General features: G+C 61.6%; 20 protein-coding genes and 1 riboswitch. Of the genes, 18 read left to right on the forward strand and 2 right to left on the reverse strand.

The window, feature by feature from the left end:
* Window position 1 precedes the first annotated feature (1 nt).
* The 5 genes from cobN to cobJ are packed head-to-tail and all read left to right on the forward strand — an operon-like array spanning window position 2 to window position 6,540.
* The gene (gene cobN, locus ACR0LH_RS03420; protein ID WP_480719689.1) at window positions 2-3,295 is read left to right on the forward strand and encodes a cobaltochelatase subunit CobN; all 3,294 of its coding nucleotides are present in this window, start codon (window positions 2-4) and stop codon (window positions 3,293-3,295) included.
* Entirely contained in the window at window positions 3,292-4,413 is a 1,122-nt protein-coding gene (gene cobG, locus ACR0LH_RS03425; protein WP_480719690.1) for a precorrin-3B synthase, read from the forward strand. The genes cobN and cobG overlap by 4 nt, the downstream gene beginning before the upstream one ends.
* Window positions 4,413-5,042 (forward strand): precorrin-8X methylmutase, encoded by a 630-nt coding sequence (locus tag ACR0LH_RS03430; protein WP_480719691.1) that lies wholly within the window; start codon window positions 4,413-4,415, stop codon window positions 5,040-5,042. The genes cobG and ACR0LH_RS03430 overlap by 1 nt, the downstream gene beginning before the upstream one ends.
* Window positions 5,039-5,767 carry a precorrin-2 C(20)-methyltransferase gene (locus ACR0LH_RS03435; protein ID WP_480719692.1) on the forward strand — a complete coding sequence of 243 codons (729 nt, stop codon included), beginning with the start codon at window positions 5,039-5,041 and terminating at the stop codon, window positions 5,765-5,767. The genes ACR0LH_RS03430 and ACR0LH_RS03435 overlap by 4 nt, the downstream gene beginning before the upstream one ends.
* On the forward strand, window positions 5,764-6,540 hold the full coding sequence (gene cobJ / locus ACR0LH_RS03440) for a precorrin-3B C(17)-methyltransferase (RefSeq protein WP_480719693.1): 777 nt from the start codon (window positions 5,764-5,766) through the stop codon (window positions 6,538-6,540). The genes ACR0LH_RS03435 and cobJ overlap by 4 nt, the downstream gene beginning before the upstream one ends.
* On the opposite strand, the gene ACR0LH_RS03445 is transcribed toward cobJ, so the two are convergent.
* On the reverse strand, window positions 6,531-7,262 hold the full coding sequence (locus tag ACR0LH_RS03445; RefSeq protein ID WP_480719694.1) for a cobalt-precorrin-6A reductase: 732 nt from the start codon (window positions 7,260-7,262) through the stop codon (window positions 6,531-6,533). The genes cobJ and ACR0LH_RS03445 overlap by 10 nt on opposite strands.
* Between ACR0LH_RS03445 and cbiE the strand changes: the two genes are divergently transcribed.
* The 9 genes from cbiE (at window position 7,261) to ACR0LH_RS03490 (ending at window position 14,107) form a co-directional block, all read left to right on the forward strand.
* Complete coding sequence (gene cbiE / locus ACR0LH_RS03450; protein ID WP_480719695.1) at window positions 7,261-8,460, forward strand: precorrin-6y C5,15-methyltransferase (decarboxylating) subunit CbiE; 1,200 nt, start codon at window positions 7,261-7,263, stop codon at window positions 8,458-8,460. The genes ACR0LH_RS03445 and cbiE overlap by 2 nt on opposite strands.
* The gene (locus ACR0LH_RS03455) at window positions 8,457-8,825 is read left to right on the forward strand and encodes a cobalamin biosynthesis protein (protein ID WP_480719696.1); all 369 of its coding nucleotides are present in this window, start codon (window positions 8,457-8,459) and stop codon (window positions 8,823-8,825) included. The genes cbiE and ACR0LH_RS03455 overlap by 4 nt, the downstream gene beginning before the upstream one ends.
* Window positions 8,822-9,616, forward strand: coding sequence for a precorrin-4 C(11)-methyltransferase (cobM, locus tag ACR0LH_RS03460; RefSeq protein ID WP_170382387.1), 795 nt, complete (start codon window positions 8,822-8,824; stop codon window positions 9,614-9,616). Before ACR0LH_RS03455 ends, cobM begins: the two co-directional genes overlap by 4 nt.
* A complete protein-coding gene (locus ACR0LH_RS03465; RefSeq protein WP_480719697.1) occupies window positions 9,609-10,925 on the forward strand; it encodes a cobyrinic acid a,c-diamide synthase CobB in 1,317 nt (438 codons plus the stop codon). The genes cobM and ACR0LH_RS03465 overlap by 8 nt, the downstream gene beginning before the upstream one ends.
* Window positions 10,922-11,650 carry a uroporphyrinogen-III C-methyltransferase gene (gene cobA, locus ACR0LH_RS03470; protein ID WP_480719698.1) on the forward strand — a complete coding sequence of 243 codons (729 nt, stop codon included), beginning with the start codon at window positions 10,922-10,924 and terminating at the stop codon, window positions 11,648-11,650. The genes ACR0LH_RS03465 and cobA overlap by 4 nt, the downstream gene beginning before the upstream one ends.
* Window positions 11,643-12,386 carry a precorrin-6A synthase (deacetylating) gene (gene cobF / locus ACR0LH_RS03475; RefSeq protein ID WP_480719699.1) on the forward strand — a complete coding sequence of 248 codons (744 nt, stop codon included), beginning with the start codon at window positions 11,643-11,645 and terminating at the stop codon, window positions 12,384-12,386. Before cobA ends, cobF begins: the two co-directional genes overlap by 8 nt.
* A 43-nt stretch (window positions 12,387-12,429) precedes the next feature.
* Window positions 12,430-12,636, forward strand: a riboswitch (cobalamin riboswitch).
* Window positions 12,637-12,672: 36 nt separating this feature from the next.
* Window positions 12,673-12,843, forward strand: a complete 171-nt coding sequence (locus ACR0LH_RS03480; protein WP_170382380.1) for a CbtB domain-containing protein — start codon at window positions 12,673-12,675, stop codon at window positions 12,841-12,843.
* 4 nt (window positions 12,844-12,847) lie between these two features.
* Window positions 12,848-13,546 (forward strand): CbtA family protein, encoded by a 699-nt coding sequence (locus ACR0LH_RS03485; RefSeq protein ID WP_480719700.1) that lies wholly within the window; start codon window positions 12,848-12,850, stop codon window positions 13,544-13,546.
* 66 nt (window positions 13,547-13,612) lie between these two features.
* Window positions 13,613-14,107 carry a hypothetical protein gene (locus tag ACR0LH_RS03490; protein ID WP_480719701.1) on the forward strand — a complete coding sequence of 165 codons (495 nt, stop codon included), beginning with the start codon at window positions 13,613-13,615 and terminating at the stop codon, window positions 14,105-14,107.
* Here the strand turns inward: ACR0LH_RS03490 and ACR0LH_RS03495 are convergent.
* Window positions 14,104-14,448, reverse strand: a complete 345-nt coding sequence (locus ACR0LH_RS03495) for a DUF1636 family protein (RefSeq protein WP_480719702.1) — start codon at window positions 14,446-14,448, stop codon at window positions 14,104-14,106. The genes ACR0LH_RS03490 and ACR0LH_RS03495 overlap by 4 nt on opposite strands.
* A gap of 141 nt (window positions 14,449-14,589) precedes the next feature.
* Between ACR0LH_RS03495 and ACR0LH_RS03500 the strand changes: the two genes are divergently transcribed.
* The 4 genes from ACR0LH_RS03500 to ACR0LH_RS03515 all read left to right on the forward strand — a co-directional run bounded on the left by ACR0LH_RS03500 (window position 14,590) and on the right by ACR0LH_RS03515 (window position 19,470).
* On the forward strand, window positions 14,590-15,048 hold the full coding sequence (locus tag ACR0LH_RS03500; RefSeq protein ID WP_480719703.1) for a DUF302 domain-containing protein: 459 nt from the start codon (window positions 14,590-14,592) through the stop codon (window positions 15,046-15,048).
* A gap of 78 nt (window positions 15,049-15,126) precedes the next feature.
* Window positions 15,127-16,746 carry a thiamine pyrophosphate-binding protein gene (locus ACR0LH_RS03505; RefSeq protein ID WP_480719704.1) on the forward strand — a complete coding sequence of 540 codons (1,620 nt, stop codon included), beginning with the start codon at window positions 15,127-15,129 and terminating at the stop codon, window positions 16,744-16,746.
* Window positions 16,733-17,917: a CaiB/BaiF CoA transferase family protein gene (locus ACR0LH_RS03510; RefSeq protein ID WP_480719705.1), complete on the forward strand. Its 1,185-nt coding sequence runs from the start codon at window positions 16,733-16,735 to the stop codon at window positions 17,915-17,917. Before ACR0LH_RS03505 ends, ACR0LH_RS03510 begins: the two co-directional genes overlap by 14 nt.
* A 182-nt stretch (window positions 17,918-18,099) precedes the next feature.
* Window positions 18,100-19,470 carry a tetratricopeptide repeat protein gene (locus tag ACR0LH_RS03515; RefSeq protein WP_480719706.1) on the forward strand — a complete coding sequence of 457 codons (1,371 nt, stop codon included), beginning with the start codon at window positions 18,100-18,102 and terminating at the stop codon, window positions 19,468-19,470.
* The last annotated feature ends 12 nt before the right edge of the window (window positions 19,471-19,482 follow it).

The raw sequence follows: 19,482 nt of genomic DNA on the forward strand, positions 1-19,482 counted from the left end.
CATGCACGTCGTCTTCCGCGAAAGCCACGGGCTCGAGGAATCCGAGACCCCGACCGATCTGGGCCAGAGCCCGGCGGATTTGGTGGTGCTGTCCTTCTCGGACAGCGACCTCGGCGCTTTCGCGGCGGGCTGGCATCGCGGTGGCGGGCCGGAAGGTCGGATGCCGACCCTGCGGCTGGCTAATCTGACGGCGCTGAAACATCCCCTCTCGGTGGATACCTATGTCGAGCAGACGCTTGATGGTGCAAAGGGCATCCTGATCCGTCTGATCGGCGGAGTGCCTTATTGGGCCTACGGGTTGCAACAGGTTCTGGCGCTGGCGCAGGCCAAGGGGATCGCCGTGGCCGTCCTGCCCGCTGACGGGCGCGAGGATACAAGGCTGGACGACTATTCCACCCTGCCCGTTTCGACCCTGCGCCGGTTGGCGCATCTGTGCGATACGGGCGGCGAAGTTGCAGCTCAGGCTGCCTTGGCGCAAATGGCGCTGGCTGCGGGGCTTTATGCCGGGCCGGTAATGGGTGCCAAAACCCTGCCCGAATGTGGCGCATGGTGCCCGGATCGGGGCGTGATCCCGGTAGAAAAGGCGTTCACTGGTGATGCAAAACGTATCCCCGTCACGTTCTATCGCGCCTATCTGACCTCGGCCGATACTGCACCGGTGGCCGCGCTGATCCGCAGCCTCCGTGCGCGGGGATTGGACGCCGTGGGCCTGTTCGCCCCCTCGCTGAAAGCCCCGGCCGCCGCTGACTGGCTGCGTGAAAACATCTCAGCGCTGAACCCGTCGGCTATCATCAACGCCACCTCATTCTCTGGCAAAGGCGCGTCGGGTACGTCCCCCTTGGACGCCGCGAATGTCCCGGTGTTTCAGGTCGCACTGGCCACCTCGCGCCGCAAAGCCTGGGCCGAGGCGGAGCGCGGTCTGTCCCCCGCCGACCTCGCCATGCATGTGGTGCTGCCCGAAGTGGATGGGCGGATCAACGCGGGCATTGCGTCCTTTAAGGAACCAGGCAAACGCGATCCCGATCTCGAATATTCCCGTTTCGCGCACCGGGCCGAAAGTGAGCGGATCGAGGCGATCATCGACCATGTCACCGGCTGGCTGAACCTGCAGGACAAACCCAAGGCCGATCAGGTGCCTGCGCTGGTGCTGTCTACCTATCCCGGCAAGGACTGGCAGATGGCCCATGCGGTTGGTCTGGACGCACTCGCCTCGGCCGAGGCAATGCTGTCTGATTTACAGGCCGAGGGCTATGATACCGCCCCCGCCGAACCAATCTCTGAGGCGCTGTTGGACGCGCGTATTTCGTGGCCGCTGACCGAGTATCAAGCCGCGCTGGCGGACCTGTCCGAACAACTGCGCACTGACCTGCAAACGGTTTGGGGCACGCCCGAGGATGATCCCGCATTCGCCGATGGAGCCTTCCATTTCACCGCGCTGCGCCGGGGCAAGGCTCTGATCGCGCTGCAACCCGAACGCGGAACGCCCGAACTGCGCGATGACGACTACCACGACCTGTCGCGCACCCCGCGCCACAGCTATGTTGCCTTCTACCTGTGGCTGCGCAAAAGCCTGCGCGCCGATGCGCTGATCCATATCGGCGCGCACGGCACGCTGGAATGGCTGCCGGGCAAATCCGTCGCGCTGTCTGCCGATTGCTGGCCCGAGGCGCTGATCCGCGACCTGCCCGTGATCTACCCCTTCATCGTCAATGACCCGGGCGAAGCAGCTCAGGCCAAACGCCGCATCGGAGCCGTCACACTGGGTCATATCCCGCCCGCGCTGAAGGAAAGCGGCACGCCGGATCGGATGGTTCGGCTGGAATCGCTGCTGGACGAATTCTCGAACGCCGATGGTTTGGACCCCAAGCGCCGTGACCGGCTGCAAGAGGATATCCGCGATGAAGCGCAGGCCATCGGGCTGGAAAGCGATCTGGGTCTGGATCAGGCCACCTGCACCGCCGAGGCGATCACCCGCATCGACCGCTTTGTCTGTGACATCAAGGAAAGCCAGTTCGGGGACGGCCTGCACATCTTTGGCCGTGTGCCCGACGTCACCGGCAATTTCGACCCCGCGCCCTCGGCCCATGCTGAACGCAGCGCTTTGATCGACGCGCTGGCCGGGAAACGGATCGAGGCCGGGCCGTCCGGCTCGCCCTATCGCGGGCGCTCGGACGTGCTGCCGACGGGCCGTAACCTCTATACCACCGACCCGCGTTCGGTCCCGACCCGCGCCGCTTATACGCAGGGCGTGAAACTGGCCGAGGAACTGGTGCGGCGGCACCTGCAAGAAGAAGGCGACTATCCCAAAGGGCTGATCGTTGACCTCTGGGGGTCGGCCACCATGCGCACGGCGGGCGAGGAATTCGCCATGGCGCTGCACCTGCTGGGCGTGAAACCGGTCTGGGACAAGGGGTCGGAACGGGTATCGGGCATCGAGGTTTTGCCGATCACCGATCTCAGCCGCCCGCGTCTGGATGTGACGCTGCGCGTCTCGGGCCTGTTCCGCGACGTGTTCCCGACGCTTTCGGCGCTGTACGGTCAGGCGGTGCGCGCACTGTCGGCGCGGGATGAAGCCACCGACTGGAACCCCTATGCCGGTCACGAGCCCGCTGCCCGCGTCTATGGCCCTGCTCCGGGCAGCTATGGTCTGAACATGACGCACCTGTCCGAGACCTACACCGATGAAGCGCGCACGCAGGCGGGTGAGGCATGGCTGAACGCCAGCTCCTATGCGTTGGAAGGCGAGCATATCGCGCAGGACAAGGACGGGATCACGCAGCGCGTCGCCAGCGCCGACAGCTTCGTCCACCTGCAGGATCTGGCCGAGACCGACCTGCTGCTGGCCAACGACTACGCCACGCATGAGGCCGGGTTTGCCGCCGCCAAAAAGATCACCGGCGGCACGGCGCAGCTATACCATCTGGACAATACCAACCCCGACACACCCCGCGCGCGCACCCTGCCCGAGGAGATCAGCCGCGTGGTCCACGCCCGTGCCGCCAATCCCGGCTGGATCGCAGGGATGCAACGCCACGGATTCCGGGGCGCGGCCGAGATCGCGGCGACGCTGGATCACATGGCCTCATTCGCGCATCTGTCGGGTACGGTCGCGCCGCATCTGTTCGACCTCTACCACGATGCCACGCTGGGCGACGCAGACGTTGATGCCTTCCTGCAAGAGGCCAACCCGCAGGCGTATCAAGCCATGCAGGACCGGTTCCGCGCTCTGCTGGAGGCAGGGCTTTGGAACACGCGGCGAAACTCGATCTGCGCCGATCTGAAGGGGCTGGGATGAGCGCCCCTATCGTTCAGGGCTGGTGCCCCGGTGCACATCGTCCGATGATGTCCGGCGACGGGCTGGTGGTGCGGGTGCGCCCTCGGCTGGCGCGACTGACGGCGGAACAAGCAGTGGGTCTGTGCGATCTGTCGGACCGCTTTGGCAACGGCACCATTGACCTGACCAACCGCGCCAACCTGCAGTTGCGGGGCGTGTCCGAGGCGGATCATCAGCCCCTGCTGGTCGAGCTTGCCGCGCTGAACCTGTTGGACGCCGAGCCGGGGATCGAGGTGCGGCGAAACATTCTGGTCTCGCCCCTCTATCGCGCCGGAGACCTGACCGCCCGGCTGACGCAGGAATTGATCGACCGGCTGGCCGAACTGCCCGCCCTGCCCGCCAAGTTCGGTTTCGCCATCGATACCGGACCTGAGCGCCTTTTGGCGAGTGACTCAGCAGATATTCGGCTGGAGAGCAGCCCCGAGGGTCTGATCCTACGCGCAGACGGGGTCGAGACTGGCCGTCTGGTTACGGACTCTGAGGCCATCGACCAAGTGATCGCGCTTGCGCGTTGGTTTGCCGATACATACACGCCCGAGACCCGCCGCATGGCACGCGTGGCCTCAACGCTGCCGCAAGAGTGGCAAGGTGCTGAACCGGGCCGCGTGGGGACGCCTCTACAACCCGGCCACTGTGATCAAGGCACGCTATATGGCGCGGCCTTTGGGCAACTGCCTGCACGCGCGCTTAAAGACCTGATCTCGCAAAGCGGTGCGCACGCCCTGCGCGTCACCCCGTGGCGGTTGATCCTGCTGGAAGGCGGGGCGGCGATCCCTGCCCCGGGTTTTGTGACAGCCGGCACCGACCCTCTGATGACCACCGACGCCTGCCCCGGCGCACCGTTCTGCCCGCAGGCACAGGTGGAAACCCGCGACATCGCACGCGCTCTGGCTGCGCGTGTACCCGGCACGCTACATGTCTCAGGCTGCGCCAAGGGATGCGCGCGAATGGGATCGGCCGATTTCACATTGGTCGGCGCTACAGGGCGATTTGATCTTGTTAAAAAGGGTCGCGCAGGGGATGAGCCCTGCCAGCGCGGTCTGACCAAAGAAACACTGTTGAATATGGACTTCACCTGATGCCCTACACTTACGAAACCGATGGCGCGGCGATCTACAAGGAAAGCTTTGCCACCATCCGGTCCGAAGCCGATCTCGCGCGGTTTGACAGCGATGAAGAACAGGTCGCCGTCCGCATGATCCACGCCGCAGGCATGGTTGGGTTGGAGGAGTTCGTACACTTCTCACCGGGATTTGTTTCGACCGCACGTGCTGCGCTGGAATCTGGCGCACCGATCCTGTGTGACGCGCGTATGGTCAGCGAAGGTGTGACCCGGTTCCGTCTGCCCGCCGACAACGAAGTGATCTGCACCCTGCATGATGAACGCGTGCGCCCTCTGGCTGCTGAGATGAGCAACACGCGATCCGCCGCCGCGCTGGAACTGTGGCGCCCGCATCTGGAGGGCGCTCTGGTCGCCATTGGCAACGCGCCCACCGCGCTGTTCCACCTGCTGAATATGCTTGAAGACCCCGACTGCCCTCGTCCCGCCGCGATTATTGGCTGTCCCGTGGGGTTTGTTGGTGCGGTCGAATCCAAGGACGCCCTGTGGGAGGCGCAACCTGTCCCGTCGTGCATCGTCAAAGGTCGTCTGGGCGGCAGCGCCATCACCGTCGCCGCCGTTAACGCCATCGCGAGCCGCGCCGAATGACTGCGGGTAAAATATACGGTGTTGGCCTTGGCCCCGGCGACCCGGACCTGATGAGCGTTCGGGCCGATCGACTGCTGCGCAATGCCCGCCATGTGGCGTTCTTTCGCAAACCCGGCCGCAGCGGGCAGGCCCGCAATATTGTCAACGGCATCATTCCGGGTGAAGCCATCGAGTTCCCTATGGAATACCCGGTGACGACCGAAATCCCGGTGACCGACCCGCGCTATAACGAGTTGCTGTCAGCCTTCTACGAAGATTGCGCCGCGCATCTGAAGGCATTGTCCGAGCAAGGCGAGGACGTTGTCGTCCTTTGCGAAGGAGACCCTTTCTTCTACGGCTCTTTCATGCACCTTTATAATCGCTTGCGCGACGAAGCTGATGTAGACGTTGTGCCCGCAATTACCGGAATGTCCGGCGCATGGACCGCGACCGGGGACCCCATTACCTGGGGCGATGACGTGTTGACCGTTTTGGTCGGAACCCTGCCCGAGGACGATCTGGCGCGACGCATGGCACAGACCGACGCTTTGGTGGTCATGAAGATCGGTCGCAACATCGACAAGGTGAAGCGGGCGTTAAAGAGCGCTGACTTGTACGACCGGGCTTGGATCGTCGAGTTCGCGCAAATGCCCAACCAAAGGGTGATGAAACTGTCCGAAGCAAGCGACGACGTCACGCCCTATTTCTCGATCATCGTTGTACACGGTCAGGGGCGGCGACCATGAGCGGTTGGGTCAAGATTGCAGGACTTGGGCCTGGGGATGAAAACCTGGTGACGCCCGAAGTTACTGCGGCGCTGGCCGAGGCAACGGATGTGGTCGGCTACATCCCCTACGTCGCGCGCGTGGCCGAACGCGCGGGGTTGACCCTGCACGCCAGTGACAACCGGGTCGAGATCGACCGCTCGCAGCATGCGTTGCAAATGGCGGCAAAAGGCAAGCGCGTGGTCGTGGTGTCCTCGGGCGATCCCGGCGTCTTCGCCATGGCAGCCGCTGTGTTTGAGGCGCTAGAGAACGGCCCGGAAGAATGGCGCAATCTCCAGATCGACGTTCTGCCCGGGATCACGGCGATGCTTGCGGCCGCGGCCCGTGCGGGCGCACCGCTGGGTCACGACTTTTGCGCGATCAACCTGAGCGATAACCTAAAACCGTGGTGGCTGATAGAAAAACGCCTTCGTCTGGCAGCGCAGGGTGATTTTTCCATGGCCTTCTACAATCCGCGCTCAAAGTCCCGGCCTGAGGGCTTTGAGAAAACACTGGATATCCTGCGTGAAGAATGTGAACCCGGGCGCGTGATCCTGTTTGCCCGCGCGGTATCCCGCGCCGATGAAGCGATCCGAATTTCGACTTTGGCCGAAGCAACGCCGGACATGGCGGACATGCAAACCGTCGTTCTGGTCGGTTCCTCGCGAACACGCCTGATCGAGCGGGACGGAACGCCCATCGTCTACACGCCGCGCTTTACCCCGGAAGAGGATCAGGCCGAGGTTCAGGGATGATCCAACCAGTCCAGAACCTGAGCAACGCTCGTCAGTTCTGTTCTTTGCGGCAGGACCGGTCGGTCGATCATCAAAACTGGCACGCCCAAAGATCGGGTAGCGTCCAGTTTGGCTCGAGCCCCGGTTCCGCCTGCGTTTTTGGAGACGACCAACTCGGTCCCGTGCCTTTGCATCAGCGCGCGGTCGTCCGCTTCGGCGAAAGGTCCACGATCCACAACAACCTCGCAGTTCGGCAGGGGCAGCGCACCGGGCGCATCCACAAGCCGCAGCAGGTAGTGGTGCTGGGGTTGGGCTGCAAAGTCCTCAAGGTGCATACGCCCGACCGCAAGGAAAATGCGGCGAGGATCGCCGGACAGCGCCGCAACCGCCGCCTCGATATCGGGAACGTGGCGCCAATCGTCACCAGCCTGCGCAGTCCAGGCGGGCCGGGTCAGCGCAGCAAGCTTTGTTTGTGCAACCGCGCTGGCCTCAATTGCGTTTCGGCTCATCTGGGCGGCAAACGGGTGGGTTGCATCGACAATGTGGGTTATTTCGTTGTCATGAACGTAAGCAACCAGCCCGTCAACGCCACCAAAACCGCCAACCCGCACCGGCAGCGGTTGCGGGCGCGGCTTGTCCACGCGCCCGGCATAGGAATAGGTCGCAGGTATCCCCAGATCCGCCATGGCTTGGGCCAATGCATTCGCTTCGGTTGTACCACCAAGAATCAGGAGGTTGGGCATGTCTGATACTCCGTGGTTGACCGTTCTTGGCTTAGGTGAAGATGGACTGGATGGCCTTTCGCCCGCAACCCGTCAAGTGCTGGAACAGGCCGAAGTCATCATGGGCCCGCCGCGCCATCTATCATTGATACCGCAAAGCGAGGCTGAACACATTGAATGGCCGGTCCCGTTTTCCGACGGCCTGCCCATCCTGAACGAGCTGAGGGGGCGCAAGACCGTGGTCTTGGCTTCGGGTGATCCATTCTGGTTCGGCGCAGGCTCGGTGATTGCCCGCAATTTTGACGCCAGTGAGTGGACCGCCCTGCCCGGGCAATCGACCTTTTCACTGGCCGCCGCGCGGTTGGGCTGGCCGCTGGAGGGGACCCAGACTTTCGGCTTGCACGCCGCGCCCCTGACGCGATTGCGGCCCTATCTGGCACCGGGCCTTCGTGCGATACTTCTGTTGCGCAACGGAGCAGCGGTCGCAGAGCTGGCGCAGTATCTGACCGAAACCGGCTTTGCCGATACCCGGCTTCACGTGATGGAGGCTTTGGGTGGCCCCCGAGAACGATCGCGCAGCCTGACCCTGACCGAAGCCTTGCTGGGCGGGTTCGATCACCCCGTTTGCGTCGCGCTGGACGTGGCGGGGCACGGCAGCGCCTTTCCCAAAGCCTCTGGCAAGCCCGATGAGATATTTGAAACCGACGGCCAAATCACGAAACGCCCCATTCGGGCACTGACCCTGTCCGCGCTGGCCCCTCAGAGGGGCGAGCACCTGTGGGATATCGGAGGCGGAACCGGCTCGATCAGTATCGAGTGGCTCATGTGTGATCCGACGCTAAGCGCCACTACGATCGAACCGCGCAAAGACCGCGCCGACCGCATTCGGCGCAACGCGGACGCGTTGGGGCAAGACCGGCTGGACGTGGTGCATGGCACTGCGCCTGACTCTCTGACCTCGCTTCCAAAGCCCGACGCTGTCTTCATCGGCGGAGGTCTGAGCACCGCCCTTCTGGAATGGATCAGTGAAACACTACCGGCGGGGACGCGATTGGTCGCAAACGCCGTGACATTGGAAAGCGAAGCGCTGCTGGCTCAGTGGCACGAGGAACTGGGCGGTGAGCTGTTGCGGATTGAACTGGCGCAGGCATCGGCTTTGGGCCCCCGTCGCGGGTGGAAGTCATCCTACCCGGTCGTCCAGTGGAGCGTGACGCTATGATTGTGGCGGGCCTTGGTTTTTCGTCATCTGCGACGGTCGAAAGCCTGCGAGCAGCCTATGATGCGGCGTCCGCTGGTCACGACATTTCGGCCTTGGCGACGGCCAGCGACAAAGAAGGGCATCCGGCTCTGGCAGCCTTTGCCGACGCACTGGCCCTGCCCTTGCACTACGTGGCGGCCAGCGAACTGGCCGGACAACGCACCCTGACATGCTCGAACCGTAGCCGGGCTACGTATGGCACTGGCAGCGTATCCGAAGCATCCGCTCTTGCTGCTGCTGGGCCTCAGGCCCGGTTGCTTTCCCCCAGACACATATCGGACGACCGGCTGGCCACCTGCGCCTTAGCCATCGGAGGACAATCATGACCGTTCATTTCATTGGCGCCGGACCCGGTGCCGCCGACCTGCTGACCCTGCGCGGCCGAGACATCATCGCGTCGTGCCCCGTGTGCCTGTACGCAGGCTCGTTGGTGCCCGAGGAAATCCTTGGTCACTGCCCCGAAGGGGCGCGGATCATCAATACCGCCCCCATGGATCTGGACCAGATCATGGCCGAGATCGAAGCGGCGCATAAAGCGGGCCAAGACGTCGCGCGTCTGCATTCCGGCGACCTGTCGGTCTGGTCCGCAATGGGCGAACAAATTCGTAGGCTGAAAAAGATGGGAATCCCCGTCAGCGTCACGCCGGGCGTGCCCTCGTTCGCTGCTGCGGCGGCGGCGCTGGGGACCGAGCTGACACTGCCCGGTCTAGCGCAATCCGTGGTTCTGACCCGGACGCCGGGCCGCGCGTCCTCGATGCCCGAAGGTGAGACGTTGGAAAACTTTGCCCGCACAGGAGCAACGCTGGCCATCCACCTGTCTATCGGCAATCTGGACAAAGTGCTCGCCGACCTGATCCCGGCCTATGGAGCAGACTGCCCCGTCGCCGTTGTCTATCGCGCAAGCTGGCCGGACGAGCGCATCATTCGCGCCACGCTAGACACGCTAAAGGATGCGCTGGACGAAAGTATCTCGCGCACGGCTCTGATCATGGTTGGTCCGGCTTTGGCAGGTGAAGGATTTGACGAAAGCTGCCTGTATTCCAAGGATTACGACCGCCGCTATCGTCCACAGAGCGCGGACAGCCCGTGGTCAAGCTGGAGCCACGGCGATGACTAACCCTCCGGGTCTGCTGATTTCCGCTCCGTCTTCGGGGACTGGAAAAACCACCGTCATGCTGGGGCTTCTAAGGGCGCTGGCCGAAGATGGGCTGACCGTGCAACCGTTCAAAAGCGGACCGGATTATATCGACCCGGCCTTCCACAGGGCGGCTGCTGGTCGTGCCTCGTTCAATCTTGATAGCTGGGCGATGGGAGAGCCGCTGTTGGCCGCAATCTCGGCACAAGCCGAGGGCGCGGATATCGTTGTGGCCGAGGGGTCGATGGGCCTGTTCGACGGTGTTGCCAAGCCCGGCGAGCTTGGGCACGGCTCTAGCGCGGAAACCGCACAACGGATGGGGTGGCCCGTCGTTTTGGTGCTGGATGTCGGGGGGCAGGCACAATCTGCGGCGGCAACGGCGCTGGGATTTCGGATGTACAATCCCGATCTTCCTTTTGCAGGCGTAATCCTAAACCGCTGCGCCAGCCCTCGTCACGAACGTTTGACACGGCTGGGCATGGAACGCGCCGGGTTACCTGTTTTGGGCGTCTTGCCGCGCCGGGGCGACCTAACGCTTCCTGAGCGGCATCTCGGTCTGATTCAAGCTGTTGAGCACCCTGACCTTGAAAGCGCAATCGTTGGATATGCCGCGTTTCTTCGGGAACACGTGGATCTTGAGGCCATCAAGCGTGCGGCTTCCTCAGGCCCCAAGAGGCCATCTTCATCCGCGCTGCCGCGGCCTCCGGCGCAACGAATCGCGCTGGCTCGGGACGCGGCGTTTTCCTTTACCTACCCACACTTGTTGGAAGGGTGGCGCGCAGCAGGGGCAGAAATTCTGCCCTTTTCACCACTGGCGGATGAGCCGCCCGCACCTGACGCGGATTTGGTCTGGTTGCCGGGCGGCTATCCCGAGCTTCACGCAGGCACACTCGCCGCTGCCACAACGTTCTTAACCGGCTTGCGCAAACACGCAGAAACCAAGCCCGTTCACGGTGAGTGCGGAGGTTACATGACCCTTGGACAAGCCCTTGTCGACAAGGAAGGCGCCCAACATCAGATGGCAGGATTGCTGGGACTGGTCACGTCCTATGAGAAGCGCAAGTTCAACCTTGGGTATCGCCGGGCCGAACTGTTGGCCCCGATGCCCGGATTTGACGTCAAGACACCGCTAAGGGGACACGAATTCCACTACTCCTCCATTCTCGAACAACCGGACGCACCATTGGCGCGCGTTTTCGACGCTGAAGGAGCTGAAGGGCCGCAGACCGGGTCGGTACGCGGCAATGTGACCGGCACGTTCTTTCACCTGATCGCGGAGGCCACGGCATGAGCGGGTTTGTCTCATTCATAGGTTCCGGCCCCGGCGATCCTGACTTGCTGACGCTGAAAGCAGTGGACCGGATGCAAAAGGCGGATGCCGTGCTGTTTGACGACCTCAGCAGCGGACCGATCCTGTCCCACGCGCGGGAGGATGCTGATCTGGTTGGAGTCGGCAAACGGGCGGGACGGCCCTCGCCCAAGCAGGATCACGTTAGCCGACTATTGGTTGATTACGCCAATACCGGCGCACGTGTTGTGCGTTTGAAATCGGGCGATGGGGGCTTGTTCGGACGGCTCGAGGAAGAACTTGTCGCCCTGCGCGAAGCTGGCATCGAGTACGAGATCATTCCGGGCATTCCTTCGGCGGTCGCCGCTGCGGCCGCCGCTGGTATTCCCCTAACCCGTCGGCTGACCGCCCGGCGCGTGCAATTTGTCACAGGCCACGACGTCAGCGGCAAACTGCCCGACGATCTGAATCTGCCCGCTTTGGCCGACCCGGACGCAACCACCGTTGTTTTCATGGGCAAACGGACTTTCCCCCTTCTGGTCAGAGCGCTACACGATCACGGCCTGCCGCTGGACACCCCGGCATTGATGGCCGAATCCGTGTCGACACCCGACCAGAAATTGCATCGCTCCTCGGTCGGTGAACTCTCCGAGAAGTTGGAGGCTGAGATCGGCACAGCCCCTGCCCTGATCCTTTACGGCCCATTGGCAGAGCTTGAAGATGTTTGATCTGACCCTTGTCGGCATCGGTACCGGCAATCCCGACCACGTCACCTTTCAAGGCGCAAAAGCCATTCGGTCGGCGGACCTGATCCTGATTCCCCGCAAGGGTGAAAACAAGGCCGATCTTGCAGGGCTGCGTGAGGAAATCATCCAAGCCGTGACTGATACGCCTCCTCAGATCGCCTATTTCGATATCCCTAAACGCCGCTCGGATGACGGATACCTCCGCGGCGTGGACGAATGGCACGATGCTATTGCCCTTCGTTGGCAACACGCCATATCGGCCCACCCAAAGGCGCAACATGTCGCCCTGCTGATCTGGGGCGATCCGTCGCTTTATGACAGCTCGCTGAGAATTGCGTCGCGCCTGAACCCCCAACCGGAAACTCGGGTGATTCCCGGCATTACTGCTTTGCAGGCGTTGACCGCCGCCCACGCGGTTCCGATCAACGAACTGGGCGCGCCGTATGTCGTGACAACCGGGCGCCGAATCCGAGAGGAAGGATGGCCGCGAAACGCCTCGAAAGTCGCTGTCATGCTGGACGGGGAATGTTCTTTCCAGAGCCTTGAGATGAAAGACTATGACATTTGGTGGGGCGCCTACGTGGGAATGAAAGAGGAAATTCTGATCCAAGGCCCGCTGGCCGAAGTCTCTGGGCGGATTTTGAAAACCCGTGCGCAAGCCCGCGCAGACCACGGGTGGATCATGGATGTCTATTTGCTGAAAAAGCGCGGTATCTGACGCAAAAGGTCGCAAATGGCGATTGCGCCCCTGCCCTCATAAGGGCTAAATGGAGGCGTCTGGTCCTGCCGGAGAAATCCGGATGCTAAGAGGGAATTTGGTGCGACTGCCCATGCAGTCAAGTCCAGAGCCGCCCCCGCGACTGTAAGCGGAGAGCCCTTGTTCAACCAGCCACTCCTGATTTCAGGGGGAAGGCGAACAGGGGCATCGACCCGCAAGCCAGGAGACCTGCCAGGCGAAAAATTGAAACACCGGCCGTCGGGTGCGGCGGCAAAGGAGAAAAAAGATGGCAACACAAACAACAACGGCATCCGCATCGCGCGCTGGCTTCTTTCCGGTCATGTTCGCAGTGGTTCTGGGCCTGGGCGTTATCACGCTGACCGGGCATGTTCAGGCAGCCGCCCTGCACGACGCAGCGCACGACGTTCGTCACGCGACCGGCTTCCCCTGCCACTAAGACCATGTTTAGCCGTATTCTAACCAGCGCGTTGTTCGCTGGTGCTGCAGCGGGGCTGATTGCCGCCTTGCTGCAGTTGGTCTTTGTGCAACCTGTGCTGTTGCACGCGGAGCTGTATGAATCAGGCGAGTTGGTCCATTTCGGCGGAGAGGCCGTCAGCGCTCACCCTGAGCTGCCGGGCATGTTCTCGGACCTGTTCCGCGACGCCCTGAGCGTGATTTTCACCATGCTGACCTATACCGGCTACGCCTTGGTGATGGTGGCGCTGATGTCGGTAGCGGAAGGCAATGGGCACAAGATTGACGGTCGAACTGGCGTGCTTTGGGGTCTGGCCGGATTCGTCGCGTTCCACCTTGCGCCCGGCTTTACGCTGGCCCCTGAGGTGCCCGGAGTTGCTGCGGCCGACGTTTATGCGCGTCAGGTCTGGTGGTTTGCCACCGTTGCGGCTGCGGTAGTCGCCATGTGGCTGATCGCATTCGGCGGAAACCTGATCAGCTACGTGATCGCGGCTGCTCTGCTTCTTGCGCCTCATCTGATCGGAGCGCCGGAGCCGGATGTATTCACCGGACCTGTCCCAACCGAGATCGGCGCGCTGTTTGCCGCTCGTGCTTTTGGTATCGGACTGGTGGCTTGGGTCCTTGTCGGTGCCTTCGCCGGTTATTTCTGGCAGCATGAAGGCCAACGCACCGAAGCAACAGCCTAATCATCGGACAGACACGCGCGCCGGGCTTCACCCGGCGCGTTTTCTTTTTGTTTTCAAGGAACTGAAATGGCACGTTCACTTGCCCTCTTTGCAATCGGTCTTGTTTTCGGCGGGGGCGCTGGTTTCGTCGTTGCCGCCGCAAACGGGGTCACTTTCGACGGTCACGACCACGGAGATCCGTCACACCACTCAGGCACTGCCGCGGAATCGGTGGCGCATGATCACTCTGCCACCGTGAACCTACCCTCAGGCGAAAACGCGCCTGACGTCTCTGTCGCGCTAACGAAAGATCCAATGGCGGGGTGGAACCTGCACGTCATGCCCGAGAACTTCCGGTTCTCACCGGAGAACGCCTCGACCGAGGACAAACCCGGAGAAGGCCACGCACATGTTTATGTCAACGGCGAAAAACTGGCGCGGCTCTATGGCAACTGGATGCATATCAGCGACCTGCCGAAAGGTGAGGTCGAGGTGGCTGTCTCGTTGAACTCGAACAGCCACAGCGCACTGACCGTTGACGGCGCACCCGTCAGCGCCACGATCACGGTTCAGGTCGACTAAAGCGCGGGAATGCGCGCGCGCAAGCACATCCGAAGCCGCCCGCATGGACGGGCGTCTTCGATCCATCCTTCTGGGCTGCTCAGGTAGGTGAGGCAAGTCGCGGCGATATCGTCCGCATCCGCCACCACATCGACCCCCGAAAACACGTAAGACGCCCGCCCCTGCCCTTGCAGCGCCAAGGCTGTGGGTTCAGCGCAACTTCTGAAACAGGCTTGGTCGCCCAATGTTACCTGATCCTGCAGGCCAGCTGTTTTCAGCGCTTGCTGCACTGCCTGCAACTCAGCCGCGTGGTCGCGGGAACCGGAACAACTCTTGCAGATCAATAAGCGTATCTGATCCAAAGCAGACCTCGTTTCCTGTCATCCGCCTGTTTCTGAGCCTTTATGATCCGCCGCGCAATCCTGAAAGCGCACAAGATTGTGACTGCGCGGCGCAGTTGTTTCTGGCAAGTTTCGCTTGGGCACGTCTCAGGAGATCGTCATATGAAAGCTCTCTGGTTTGCGTTGGCAATTTTACCGCTGTCTGCTTGGGCCGAAGGGCCGCTGACCGGTTGGGCTATCTATCCGACCGAGAAAACCTTTGCCGACTTGGTGACTGACACCAAAAAAGCCGTCAAAGAAAACGGGCTGATCGTTGTGACGCAAGCTGGGCCAACCAAAGCAGCCGCTGCGCGCGGGATCACTATTCCGGGCAATCTGGTCATAGGTGTTTTCAACAATGACTACGCGGTAAAGGTTCTTGGGACATCCGTAAACGCGATGATAGAAGCCCCGATCCGGTTTTACGTTACCGAAAACCCCGATGGCACCGCCACGTTGTCTTACAAGACGCCCAGCTTTGTTTTCTCACCCTATTTGCCTGAAGGCGGTGACACGCTGAAAGACATAGCGTCAGACCTGGACACAAAGTTCCAAATTATAGCCGAAACCGCAGTCAATTAGTCACACTGGCGTGATCCGCCTTGCGTCCCGGGCTGTCCTCCGCAATCTGCTGTGAAACAGTTTATCGGAGCACGACTGATGCAGGACCTTTCGCCGCGCGCTGCGGACCTTCTGGCCGAACGTCTTTACGAGGCCGGGTGCCGCCACGCCTTTGGCATGCCGGGTGGTGAAGTTCTGACACTGGTGGACGCGCTGGAACAGGCCGGGATCACCTTTCACCTGACCAAACACGAAAACGCAGCAGGCTTCATGGCCGAAGCCGTGCATCACCGCGACGGCGCGCCGGCCATTCTGGTCGCGACGCTCGGCCCCGGCGCGATGAACGGGATCAACGTGGTCGCCAACGCCCTGCAGGACCGGGTGCCCATGATCGTGCTGACCGGATGCGTCGACGCGGATGAGGCGCTGACCTATACCCATCAGGTCATGGATCACGCGCAGGTCTACCGCTCGATCACCAAAGGGACCTTTACGCTTACTGCAAAAGGCGCGGATATCATTGCGGACAAAGCCGTTTCGCTGGCCAACCAGCCCCGTCCGGGTCCGGTGCATATTGATGTGCCCATCTCGGTCGCGGATACCCGCGTATCGGGTGTCAAACGTCGCAGGCTCACCAAACCCGGCGCGGTCGCGCCCGAGGGGAATTGCGTTGAGAAAGCCCGGCGCTGGGTCACCGAGGCTGAACGCCCCATCGCCATTGTCGGACTTGATGTCCTCTACGATGACTCACGCAACGTCGTGCAGGCGTTTCTGGAACACTTCAACATTCCATTCGTCACCACCTACAAAGCCAAGGGCGTTGTGCCCGAAGATCATCCCTTGTGCTTGGGCGGTGCGGGTCTGTCGCCGTTGGCAGATAAGCACTTGGTGCCGTTGGTCGAACAGGCGGATCTGGTGCTGTGTCTGGGCTACGATCCGATCGAAATGCGCCCCGGCTGGCGCGAGATTTGGGACCCTGATGAGAAACGGGTCATTGATATCTCGGCCGTGGTCAATGACCACTACATGCATCAGGCCGGGTTGAATCTGGTGGCCGATACCGGTGCTACGCTTGAAGCGATTGCCAAGGGCAACCCCGCCCGCAAAACCTGGCCCGGCGATGAGCCTGCCAAGGTCAAATCCGCGTTGGCCCAGGCTTTTCCAACCGATGATGAGTGGGGACCGGCTGCCGTCATCGCTGAAACACGGGCTGTCCTGCCGCTGGAAACGCTGGCCACGGCTGACAGCGGGGCGCATCGCATCCTGCTTAGCCAGATGTGGGAATGTGCCGAGGAACGTGGGTTGATCCAGTCCTCAGCCCTTTGCACGATGGGCTGCGCCGTTCCTATGGCGATCGGCCTGAAACTGGCCGAGCCCGACCGCCCCGTGATCAGCTTTTCCGGGGACGCCGGGTTCCTGATGGTCGCCGGAGAGCTTTCGACCGCCGCCGAATTGGGCGGCAACCCGATATTTCTGGTCTTTGTGGACGCAAGCCTTGCCCTGATCGAATTGAAACAGCGGCAACGGCAGATAGGAAACAAGGGCGTAGACTTTGACCGCCACGATTTCGCGGCAATGGGCCGGGCTTTTGGCGGCAGCGGCCATACGGTCCGCAATCGTTCCGAGTTGCGCGCGGCGCTGGACGCTGCGATGAAGTCCAAAACATTCACTGTGATCGCCGCAGAAATCGACCGAGGAGGCTATGATGGCCGGATCTGAAGGCCCGCTCAAAGGCGTAAAGGTATTGGACCTGTCTCGCATCCTTGCGGGGCCGACCTGCACTCAGCTTCTGGGAGATCTGGGTGCCAACGTGATCAAGATCGAAAACCCCGCAACCAAAGGGGACGACACACGCCAATGGGGGCCGCCCTATGTGGCAGATGCCGACGGAAACCCCTCGGACCTGAGCGCATATTTCATGTCGACCAACCGCAACAAGAAATCGGTCGCCATCGACATCGCGACAGCCGAAGGTCAGGCCGAGATCAAAAGGCTGGCCTCGCACGCGGATATCCTGATCGAGAATTTCAAACCCGGAGGGCTGGCGAAATACGGGTTGGATTACAAGGCGTTGTCGCAAGAGCTTCCCGGACTCGTTTATTGTTCGATTTCGGGCTACGGGCAGACAGGGCCGAATTCGTCGAAACCCGGCTATGACCTGATGGCGCAAGGGTATGGCGGCATCATGTCCTTGACCGGCGACCCCGAGGGCGCTCCGATGAAGGTGGGTGTGGGCATCGCGGATGTGATGTGCGGGATGTACGCAACCGTTGGCATTCTGGCCGCGCTTCGCCATCGTGACCTGACCGGAGAGGGCCAGCAGATCGACCTTGCGCTTGTGGATGCTCAGATCGCATGGCTGATCAACGAAGGGGCCAACTACCTGACCTCTGGCGACGTTCCACAGCGGCGCGGAAACGGCCATCCGAATATCGTGCCTTATGATGTTTATGAAACATCGGACGGCCACGTCATTCTGGCGGTCGGGAATGACAGCCAGTTCGGGCGTTTCTGCGACTTTATCGGACGCACGGAATTGGCCGATGACACCCGTTTTGCCACCAACCCGGCCCGTCTTGAAAATCGGGACGCGTTGAACGCGATCCTTCGCCCCGCCGTTCGGTCTTTTGACACAGAAACCGTGATTACCGAGCTTGAAAACCGCAAAGTGCCCGTCGGCCCCGTGCAGACAATGGATCAGGTATTTGACACCGAACAGGTCGCGGCAAGGCAGATGCAGATTGCAATGCAGGCAGACCCGGCCGAGGTGAAATTGATCGGCAATCCGCTCAAATTCTCGCGCACGCCTGTCACATATCGTGCGGCACCGCCGGTCTTTGGAGCGGATACTCAGGATGTTCTGAACGCTGAAAATCCGTTCAAAGATTGAAACACAACGCCGAATTAGGCGGCATGTTGCTGAAACATGCCGTTGAATCGGCGGTTTTTTTCACGTTTTACACACACGGCCTTTCACCAATTCGAGAGGTTGGTCGATACTGATACGACGCCGCTAGAGTCTCTGATAAGTCGAATATTGTAAAAAATTCTCAACTGGATCGGACCACAAGCATGAAACAAGACGTTTTCGGACAGATGAACACTCTGAGCCACCCGGCAAGCGTCGATGCGTGGAACGGAGTGCTGCTTGGGTTCATGGCGCACGCTGCGATCACCCCGCAGCACTTGGGCACAGTGCTCGAGCTTGAGCCCGACTTTGCATTGGGTCATGCGGTCAAAGGGTTGTTCCTGGTTCTCTTGGGTCGGCGTGAAATGATGCCCGTTGCGACTGACGCCCTGGCTGCCGCAAATGCCGCGATGGAGCGCCAGCCGGTCACAGATCGCGAACGTCTGTACGTTGATGCATTGGGCCTTTACCTGTCCGACCTGCCCTCGCACGCGATCCAGAAGTTCGAGGAAATCTTGCGCGCACATCCGCAGGATACGCTTGCGATGAAGCTCAGCCACGCCACCCGGTTTGTTCTGGGCGACTCCGCTGGGATGCGCCGCTCGATCGAACGGGTGATGCCCGCGTATGAACCCGACCACGCAGGGCGCGGGTATCTGCTGGGCTGCCACTCTTTCGCGTTGGAAGAAACAGGCGCCTACGAAAAGGCCGAGATTGCTGGTCGTCAGGCATTGTGGATGGTGTCCGACGATGCATGGGGTCTGCACGCCGTGGCCCATGTGCACGAAATGACAGGCAATGCTCAACTGGGTCTGGACTGGCTGGCCGGGCGTGAGGACGCCTGGACCCATTGCAACAACTTTCGCTATCACGTCTGGTGGCACAAGGCGCTGATGCATCTGGATCTGGGTCAGGTCGATCAGGTGATGGAGCTGTACGACAACTACATCCGTCAGGACAAAACCGACGACTACCGCGATATCTCGAACGCGACCTCGCTGCTGTCCCGGCTCGAGCTTGAGGGCGTCAATGTCGGCAACCGCTGGGAAGAATTGGCGGACCTCAGCGCCACGCGCACAGAGGACGGCTGCCTGATCTTTGCCGATCTGCACTATCTGTTGGCCCTCACAGGCGACAATCGCCCCGAGGCAACCGGAAAGATTCTGCAACGCATCCAGAAAGACGCCCAGCGCAATCACGGCGACACACCGATCCGCATGTCCGACCCGGGGATCGCTGCGGCCAAAGGGCTTGAAGCCTTTGGCGAAGGTCTTTATGGCGAGGCCTTCAACTTTTTGTCGAACGCGCGCGACCGTATGCAACTGGTAGGGGGCAGCCATGCCCAACGTGATGTTTTTGAGCGAATAACGATTGACTCCGGCCTGCGCGCCGGGCGCTTGGATGATGTCGAGCGCATCCTGGACGACCGCCGGTCCAAACGGGCTGGTGGAGAGGACAATTATGCCCTTGCGCGCCGCGCTCTGATTGACGCGGCCCGCGACAGCGGCGACGCACAAAGCGTCCCAGCTGAATAACAAAAAGACTAA

This window comes from Ruegeria sp. CL6, assembly GCF_056536465.1.